At 42.5% G+C, this 9,298-nt stretch carries 7 protein-coding genes; 4 read left to right on the top strand and 3 right to left on the bottom strand.

The genetic code is table 11. The features are described 5' to 3' along the window. The first annotated feature begins 172 nt into the window (after positions 1–172). From ACFE90_RS07345 to ACFE90_RS07330, 4 genes are all read left to right on the top strand, one after another. Positions 173–1,723, top strand: a complete 1,551-nt coding sequence (locus tag ACFE90_RS07345; protein WP_375499147.1) for a metallophosphoesterase family protein — start codon at positions 173–175, stop codon at positions 1,721–1,723. A gap of 258 nt (positions 1,724–1,981) precedes the next feature. Then, positions 1,982–2,605, top strand: coding sequence for a DedA family protein (locus ACFE90_RS07340; protein ID WP_375499145.1), 624 nt, complete (start codon positions 1,982–1,984; stop codon positions 2,603–2,605). A 240-nt stretch (positions 2,606–2,845) separates the two neighbouring features. Next, positions 2,846–4,003 carry a ParM/StbA family protein gene (locus ACFE90_RS07335; protein ID WP_375499143.1) on the top strand — a complete coding sequence of 386 codons (1,158 nt, stop codon included), beginning with the start codon at positions 2,846–2,848 and terminating at the stop codon, positions 4,001–4,003. Positions 4,004–4,008: 5 nt separating this feature from the next. Continuing rightward, entirely contained in the window at positions 4,009–4,488 is a 480-nt protein-coding gene (locus ACFE90_RS07330; protein WP_375499141.1) for a plasmid segregation centromere-binding protein ParR, read from the top strand. Positions 4,489–5,218: 730 nt separating this feature from the next. Here the strand turns inward: ACFE90_RS07330 and ACFE90_RS07325 are convergent. From ACFE90_RS07325 to ilvD, 3 genes are all read right to left on the bottom strand, one after another. Beyond that, a complete protein-coding gene (locus tag ACFE90_RS07325; protein WP_375499139.1) occupies positions 5,219–7,000 on the bottom strand; it encodes a caspase domain-containing protein in 1,782 nt (593 codons plus the stop codon). Positions 7,001–7,031: 31 nt separating this feature from the next. Further along, positions 7,032–7,409 carry a hypothetical protein gene (locus tag ACFE90_RS07320; RefSeq protein WP_375499137.1) on the bottom strand — a complete coding sequence of 126 codons (378 nt, stop codon included), beginning with the start codon at positions 7,407–7,409 and terminating at the stop codon, positions 7,032–7,034. Between the two features lie 209 nt (positions 7,410–7,618). Next, a partial coding sequence (gene ilvD / locus ACFE90_RS07315; protein ID WP_375499135.1) for a dihydroxy-acid dehydratase occupies positions 7,619–9,298 on the bottom strand: 1,680 nt, incomplete at its 5' end.

Genomic DNA, 9,298 nt, shown 5'->3' with positions numbered 1-9,298 from the left:
TATTTATGCTCAATGTTTTATATTTATTTCGAGCCTCAAGTGCCAGAAGAAATAATGCGTTCAAGCTTTCAGTAGCCCTAAATTTATTTATGGGGTTCTCCCTTCTGCCCCTTGTCCCCTGCCCCCTTTCCTCTTCTTCAATTCCTAATTGAAAACTCAGGAGTAGGTTGCATTGAAACTTGTATCTGATCCAGCGATCGCTAACAAAATTCGTAAAATGAATCAACGGGTACGGTGGCAAGATCCGTTAATTGTAGAACGGAACATCGACCAAACTCGACTGGTGTTGGAGGATGGCCAAACAGACAATTCTGAGTTCTCATTTTTAGTTGTAGGTGATAGTGGTTCCGGCAAGCACCGGGGACACAATCCCCAGCGAAAGGTGGCTGAACTTATGTTGCCCCATCACAGCGAATGCCGTTTTATGCTGCATACCGGGGATGTGATCTATTTAGTGGGATCGAGTGAATACTATCAGCAGAACTTCATCCAGCCTTACCAAGAGTTTCTCTTGGGGGGAGAGCATTCTCAAAGGATTGCTTATGACCAGATGATTTTTAAGCTGCCCATTTTACCTGTACCGGGTAATCACGATTACTATAACTTGCCGATTCTATTGAGCTTGGCCTCTCTGACAACATTACCCATTCGCCGCCTGTTGCGATCGCGCTTAGACCTAGATGTAGGCTTGCATGGTTCAGGAACGGGTGAAGCCTACGCACGGGCATTTCTGGACTATCTTCAAGCGTTTCAGCTTCCAGGAGAGTTAAATAATCATTTAAATCAGTACTACACAGCTAAAACAGATACAGGTTATTGTCTCAGCTATGAACCTGGGCACTTTACTCGCCTTCCCAATCGCTACTACACTTTTCGCTATGGCGGTATTGATTTCTTTGCCTTGGATTCAAATACATTTAACGATCCACCACCGCTACCTAAAACAAAACAAGGCAATGCCGATCGCAGAATTTTAGAAAAACGTCGTGAAGATTTGGAGCAAGAAAAGCTGCAAATCATTGAAACCTCAGCCAAGCTTCGTCCAGAAAACCCTATTGAAGCTGACCAATTAGACGACTACCACGCCAAGGTGTCACAAATTGAAGAAATTATTGTTGATATCAAAAAGCAATTAGCTACTGATAAAACAACGCTGACTGACACTGAACAACTAGACTGGCTCAAACAAAAATTAATTGAATCTTGGAATAACTCTGAAGTTCGGGGAAGGGTGATTTATTTCCATCATCCACCTTATGTAACTGAAGCAACAAAGTGGCAGCAAGCACAAACTCTGATAATTCGCGATCGCCTCCGTAGTGTGTTAGATGCAGTAGCTAAAGAAATAGGTTCTCTAACTCAGGGGCGTTCTTTGGTTGATTTAGTATTAAACGGTCACGCCCACTGCTTGGAACACCTGGAGACAATGGATACAGGACACGCTGATTCTCATATCCACTGGATTGTTTGTGGCGGTAGCGGGTTTAGTTTGCGACGCCAACGGATTGAGGGAGTAGATTTAATGGAGGAAAATAGATTAGTGGCGCGATCGCATCTCTTCATTGGTCGCAATGGTCAAGGTTTTCAAAAGCGACGACCTTACTCAGGTTTACGTATTGACGTTAAAGGCGAAGGCCATCCTAAGTTTATTGTCCGTCCCTTGGTTTCCGAATGGTATCAGAGGCAATGGCATGATCGTGAACTTGAGCCGTTAATTATCTAATGGTTTATCGCATTAGTTTTGTAGTGAGGACTAAAGTCTTCAAATATTCAAGCACTAAAGTGCTTACTACAAACCTATCAAAACTAATGGGACAGACTACCAGCTTCCACTTGTTTTACTCTGTTTCTTTATTGTAATGCCAACTTTTCGTGCAGCCGAATTACCTTGACTTTAGCAAGCGGGGATAGTTAGCTTTTTTAAAAGCTAAAGCGGAATCTTAGTCACAAGAATAGTACCGCAATTTTAGGAATTGACTCAATGCTTGAATGGATAACTAATACTATCAACTATTTTGGCTATTGGGGAATCGCCCTACTAATGTTCCTAGAGAACCTTTTTCCCCCGATCCCTTCAGAATTGATTATGCCACTGGCTGGATTTACAGCAAGTCCATATCAACCAGGGGGGGCAAAGCTGAATTTCATTGGTGTGTTTTTTGCAGGACTTCTGGGTTCTGTATTAGGGGCACTTATTTGGTATTATCCAGGTAAGTTTTTGGGCGAAACCCGTTTGAGAGCTTGGGCTGACAAGTATGGCAAATGGCTGGCTATATCCAGTAAAGATATCACTAAGGCCAAAGAATGGTTTGACCAACAAGGTAGAAAAGCAGTATTAATTGGTCGCCTTGTACCAGGAATCCGCACCTTGATTTCTGTTCCCGCAGGTATCAGCAATATGCCATTGCTACCATTCTTGTTTTACACAACATTAGGTAGCGCTGCTTGGGTAGGTTTGCTAACATACTCAGGATACGCATTAGGTAGTCAGTATGAACTTGTGGACAAGTACCTTGCTCCTGTGTCCAAAATCGTACTTGGCGGTTTGGTTCTAGTATTTGTTTTTTGGATATTCAAGCGCCAGTTAAGACGTACTAGAAAATGAAACACGGACGCTTTTGGTTTGAAAGCAGTGAAAGCAGGGGTTACATCTGGCCAAAATTCGCCTACACTATGCCAAATAATACTAGATGTGCGAAGGCATAAGCTTATCGGAGGTATCGCCCAAATTAATTTTTGGCGTATTTCTAGCTACACTTGACGCAACCTAGAATTTCTGGTTGCTCGCATTTTTGTAAGATGAGCATGACAACTTTTTACAGTTAAGTTTGAACTAGGAGCTTTCATGACAGACCAACCTTCCGCCGCAACCCCTATCAATGCCGCTGCTATACCGATGAATAGAGTGTCGGCATCCACTCCCATAAATGCTGTTAATAATCCCATCCAAAACCCAAACCCAAACCTTCCAGGAAAAACCATTCTCAGTGTTGACTTAGGCAGAACTTCCACAAAAACTTGTGTGAGTCGTGAACCCGGTAATGTGGTATTCGTACCTGCCAACGTCAAGCAGATGTCAATAGAACAAGTACGCGGCGGTGTTTTTGAAGCTAGGGCTACTGACCCTTTAATGGATTTGTGGCTAGAGTATCAAGGCAATGGATATGCTGTTGGTCAACTAGCAGCAGATTTTGGGGCGAATTTAGGAGTTGGCCAATCTAAGGTAGAAGCTGCACTGGTAAAAGTGTTAGCAAGTGCTGGCTACTTCAAACTCAAAAATGATATATCAGTCGTACTAGGTCTGCCTTTTCTTTCCTTAGAGCAATTTGAAAAGGAAAAAGCCCAGTTGATTAGCCAAGTAGGCGGCCCTCATGTGTTGAACTTCCGAGGCGAATCTATATCGCTGAACGTCAGTAAGGTATGGGTAATGCCAGAGGGCTACGGCAGCTTGCTGTGGTCTGAAGCTCAACCGAAGAAAAGCCCTGGTAGTCCCGATTTTACAAAAATATCGGTGGCGATCGTTGATATTGGACATCAGACCGTCGATCTTTTGATGGTAGATAACTTCCGTTTTGCCAGAGGTGCTTCTAAGAGCGAAGACTTCGGTATGAACAAGTTTTATGAATTGGTGTCCGCCGAAATCGAGGGAGCAGATAGTCAATCTCTAGCTCTGATTTCCGCTGTGAATAAACCCAGAGGTGAACGCTATTACCGTCCTAAAGGCGCAAGCAAGCCCACCAACCTAGACGATTTTCTTCCCAACCTTACGGAGATGTTTTCGCGCGAAATCTGTAGCCGTGTGCTAGCCTGGTTGCCAGAACGTGTCACCGATGTGATTCTGACTGGCGGGGGTGGTGAGTTCTTCTGGGACGACGTTCAACGTCTGCTCAAAGAAGCAAAAATTAATGCTCATTTAGCAGCACCTTCACGACAGGCGAATGCTTTGGGGCAGTATATTTATGGAGAGGCACAATTATCCTCCAATCGCGCTGCTAGGGCATAAAGCTGATGTTCCAATGGTCAAAAAAGGTAGTTAAATCCGTCACGTTCAACCCAGAGCTTGCTGATGAAAGCTTGTTAGCGCAAGTAGAAAGTTATTTGGACAAACAACCAGACAAGACTTTCAGCGACCTCTGTAAAGAAGCCTTATGGCAATCTTTATGTGTACCGGAATCTGTACAACCTGCTCCACAAACAGCAGCAACAACACCGATTGAACAGCAAATCGGTGAACTGCAACGTCAAGTGGCTGGACTTGAGGAACGTTTTTTTGCCAAGGGATCTAATCGTTTGGAGGCGATGGAACACCATCTACTGCAACTTTCTCAACAAGTTGCACAACTGGCGATCATAGTCAATGATCGATCGTTCATTCAGTCTCCAACTCAATTAGAAGTAGTAAATAATACTTCTTATTCTGTTGCTACCCCTCCTCAAGAGGTTGACCCCGTAATCAGTCGCCTTAGTCAGTTTCTCGATGATTTTTAAGAAACAATCGCGTTTGTGAGCAGTTTTTGCTCTTCTTAACAATCCTTAATAATATTATCTATTAAGGATTGTTAATGTTTATATTTGTGTACATGAAGCGATCACTCATAATAGGGAATCATCACAGCAATCCGAGTTGATCTGTTCTAATATTCTTGCGAACAATTGGAATTCGTCAAGCTATGCCTGATTTTCGAGATTGCATGAAGAATAATTTATAACCATTTGTAATCTTTACGCCTTACTTCAGTAAGCTCTCGACAGATTATGATAGAAATCTAAGGCTTTCTGAGAAAGGTGATCGCTCATGACTACTGAGACAAATCCAACAGCATTGTAGACTGGGAACCCCCGATTGATGCGCCCTACAGATTTAATTTTTGATTATGGTGAACCCTTGAAATCAAATCGCCAGCGTATTGCTATGAATGTCTTGATTTGCTCTTTGCAACAAACTTGGGCTGATCGCAATAATTTTTTTCCTGAGGACAATATGTTTATTTATCAGCACCGGGTTTTTGTTGAAATCCTTGGTTGCTCTAATTGATTATTAGAGCATTTTTTCTTTGAGATACTCTATAAGACTTATTTTGTAACAGTAATATATAAAAAAAACAAGTAATTATTATATATTTAGGAGAAGACGGTTCCTGGGTAACTGAATGTCCTACCTTACCTGCTTGTATTAGCAAAAGAAAAACGAAAGGAGAAGCTATTAGTCTAGCATACCTCAATTGTCTAAAGACCAAACTTTAAAGTCTTCATACTTAAAGTCATATACCTCTGATTTATTACTGCTATCGCTGCTGACTACTAAATAAATTTGTCCCACTCCTTCTAGTAATGAAATATCCATTGTGGCAACACGTTCATCATTTACAAATAAAATAGCTTGCTTATCTTTAACAATTAGGCCTAATTTATTTGGGTTATTGTTTGATATATTGAGGTTTGGCACGTTATTGGATGCTATTGGCGTACTTGCATCTAATTTCCAACGTTTATCAGATGTCACACACAAAGTATACACGTAGCGCTGGTTATCGCCCAATTTTGCTGTTTCTCGAAATGAAAAACCATATTTCCATTTAATATTTGTAGTATTTGTAGGATTATATAATGTTACTTCAGTAATAAAGTTGCTACGCTTTATTCCCGTAGAAACTACAGCAGTTCCGCCATCAGCCTTAGAAGGTATAATCGACTGCTGTGGAGGCAGAAGGGGTTCATGTGTCCGTGTTATTAACTTGTACTTGGCTTCCAGTGACTGAGATGGCAGCCAAACATATTCATAAGTCGGATACCCTACTAACCCAATTAGCACAATTGCACCACCTGCGATCAATTTTTTTTTACCCAGCACAATCTTTTCAAATAGTGACTGAGGCTGTGATAGAGTTCTTCTAGTTATGTCTATTCTCCGTTTAGAACTAAGTTGATTTCTCGAAAGAATTCTCTGCTCAATTGGCGCTATATCTTCATTTCTAAGCCCCAAAATCTGCTGATAACGTTGCAAATCATTGCGCGTATAATCGCTGAGAGTCGGTTCGCCTGCAATCGCATCAACTAATGCTTGCTCATATTGCTGTAATTTTTGCTTGTAATCTTGATAAGGTTTTAAAACCTCAGTTTCAATTACGGCAGTTTCTTCAGTGACTAATCCCAAATTCTGGCGTAACGCATCTAAAATTTTGCGACCAATAATAGAAATCTCGCCTCGACTGGCATAAATCTCAACTTCTTTGCGATACCTCAGTTTTGGATCGCCAGTTGGTGCTTTAGCTAAAAGAATTTTGAATCCTTCGCTATGTGCATAGATTTCTGGTTGCATCGCTGGAGCTGCTTCTTGAACTTTCTTTTTAGCGTACTCATGCAATTCGTCAATAGAAACTGCACCATCATTATCTAAGTCTGCTGCTCCTGTTTCAATACCCTCAACGAGGTAACGAGTGTAAGTAGAAAGATTTGCTCCTTCTTGCTGGAAAGAATACTGAGTAGAAGTGGAAGAAGTGAGAGCAACCCGCCCTTCACCACCAAGTTGAGATCGGATATCGACAGAACTATCATCTTTGGCTGACCAACCTTCGGCAAATGCCCCACTAAAGCAGCAATCGAGAATTATTACTTGTCGCTTAGAGCGGCTTTCACTCATGATATTATGAATGAAACTGGCGGGAACAGCAGTTGATTTGATGAGTTGTCCTTGAGAATTTTTACGGGTGAGGCGAGTAGCTAGGTAAAGTTTGCCGCTCTCATCTTTAATCCCATGACCGGAGAAGTAAACTATTGTTAGATCATCCTTACGCCGATTACTAAACAACGTCTCAATCGCTTCCTGCATTTTTTGAGGATCGGGATTCTCCAATTTTTTGAGATCAGCCTCAGCAAATCCACCCATTTCTGGATGCTGCAACACTTTGGCGATCGCTTGCATATCCTTTACTGAGGCTGGTAATGGGTTAAGACCAGGCTCGTACTCGCTGACTCCTATTAGCAGTGCTACCTTAACCATCTCGCTATCCTCTTTTTTATTATGGGATTTCTCAGCCTACGGCTACAAACTTTTGCGCAGCTTCCAGCGCTGCTGTTAATTCTTCTCGACTGCTGGCTTTTACTTTGAGTTTTTTACCGTTAGCCTCAACTTCCAACTCAATGGTTTTGTTACCCAAGCGATCGCCCAAAAATCCTAATAATTTCTTAAAATTGGCAACACTCACCTCTGTTTGCAACACTCCCAATAGAAAAGCTCCAAATGCCTTTGATCCTGGAGGAGTTTCTGTAACTGCTACAAGTTCAGCACTTTCTACATCTAAGTCTTTGATTTCTCGCAGCAGATTTCGTGTTTCCCGTTCTTGCTCATCTGCATCTAAGTCTGGATTAGAAAGAGCGATCGTTAATTTGACATTAGATTCAGAACTCATTTTGTACCCTTTTCAGTTTTAAGCAGTTGACAGTCAACTATATTTCCGTGATTTCTCTATTGACATCATAACTGCTGTGTAAATTTCCTGAAATTTCTTCAATATTTTTACAAAAACTCATAAAATTTAGGTAAAAATTACTAGAAATCAAAAAGACGTAGCACTGCTACGTCTCTACATTCTTTTTGGGAGATGTCCCTTACGTCAGATTAATTAAACAAGTCCAAATCTGTCACAGCACCAATACTGCTAGAAGATACCAATTTGGCATATTTCGCCAACACGCCTTTAGTGTAACGGGGAGCGGGGGGCTGCCAGTTGGTACGACGACGAGCCAATTCTTCTTCAGATATATTCAATTGCAATAAACGAGCAGGTGCATCAATAGTAATACTATCGCCTTCTTCTACAAGAGCGATCGCACCACCAACAGCTGCTTCTGGAGCAACATGACCAACCACCATGCCGTAAGTACCGCCAGAAAAGCGTCCGTCGGTAATTAATGCCACAGCATCACCCAAACCAGCACCGATAATTGCTGAGGTGGGAGCCAACATTTCGCGCATCCCAGGGCCGCCCTTAGGCCCCTCGTAGCGAATGACTAAAATATCACCAGCTTGAATCTTACCTGCCAAAATTGCATCTAAAGAAGCTTCTTCCGATTCAAACACCCGTGCGGGACCGATAATTACTGGCTTTTTCACGCCAGTAATTTTGGCGACAGCCCCTTCCGTTGCCAAATTACCTCTGAGAATAGCTAAGTGTCCTTGGGGATACATCGGGTTGTTCCAAGGACGAATCACATCTTGATTGGCGGATGGTTCTTCTGGTATATCTGCCAATATCTCTGCGATTGTTTGACCAGTGATGGTGAGGCTATCACCATGTAGTAAATCATGTGCGAGTAGCATTTTCATCACTTGGGGAATGCCACCAGCTTTGTGCAAATCTGTAGCTACATATTTACCGCTTGGTTTTAAATCACACAAAACGGGAACACGGGCGCGGATAGTTTCAAAGTCATCCAGCGTTAACTCTACATTAGCGGCACGGGTGATCGCTAAGAAATGCAATACTGCATTGGTCGAACCACCCACTGCCATAATCACAGAGATGGCATTCTCTATAGATTTGCGGGTGATAATTTGGCTGGGCAAGATTTGTTTGCGGATAGCTTCGACTAACACAAATGCTGATTTTTCCGTACTGTCGGCTTTTTCGGCATCTTCGGCTGCCATTGTCGAAGAATAGGGCAAACTCATCCCCAGCGCTTCAAATGCTGAAGACATGGTGTTAGCCGTGAACATTCCCCCACAGGAACCAGCACCAGGACAAGCCCGACCTTCAACTTCTAATAATTCCTTTTCGTCAATTTTTCCAGCACTATATTGACCAACAGCTTCAAAAGAACTAACAACAGTTAAATCGCGTCCGTTGTAGTGACCGGGTTTAATGGTGCCACCGTAAACGAATATTGCAGGGATATTCATCCGGGCGATCGCTAACATTGCCCCTGGCATATTTTTATCACAACCGCCAATGGCTAGCACACCATCCATACTTTGTCCGGTACAGGCGGTTTCAATGGAATCAGCGATGACTTCCCGCGACACTAAAGAATATTTCATCCCTTCAGTTCCCATCGAAATCCCGTCGCTGATGGTTATTGTGCCGAACACTTGCGGCATCGCCCCGGCAGACTTTATACCAACCTCTGCTCTTTGCGCCAGTTGATTTATCCCCATGTTACAGGGAGTGATCGTACTGTAACCATTGGCAATACCCACAATGGCTTTATTGAAATCTTCATCTTTAAAACCAACTGCCCGCAGCATAGCTCGATTAGGCGATCGCTGCACACCTTGCGTCACAATTTGGCTTCTTAAATT

This window comes from uncultured Nostoc sp. (assembly GCF_964245445.1).
Classification (GTDB): Bacteria; Cyanobacteriota; Cyanobacteriia; order Cyanobacteriales; family Nostocaceae; genus Nostoc.
This window is presented reverse-complemented; position numbering and strand designations above follow the sequence as displayed.

Excerpts from the sequence above, each read along its gene's own strand:
- ACFE90_RS07340 (WP_375499145.1), top strand. The coding sequence starts at position 1,982 with ATGCTTGAATGGATAACTAATACTATCAACTATTTTGGCTATTGGGGA.
- ACFE90_RS07335 (WP_375499143.1), top strand. The coding sequence starts at position 2,846 with ATGACAGACCAACCTTCCGCCGCAACCCCTATCAATGCCGCTGCTATA.
- ACFE90_RS07330 (WP_375499141.1), top strand. The coding sequence starts at position 4,009 with ATGTTCCAATGGTCAAAAAAGGTAGTTAAATCCGTCACGTTCAACCCA.
- ACFE90_RS07325 (WP_375499139.1), bottom strand. The coding sequence starts at position 7,000 with ATGGTTAAGGTAGCACTGCTAATAGGAGTCAGCGAGTACGAGCCTGGT.
- ACFE90_RS07320 (WP_375499137.1), bottom strand. The coding sequence starts at position 7,409 with ATGAGTTCTGAATCTAATGTCAAATTAACGATCGCTCTTTCTAATCCA.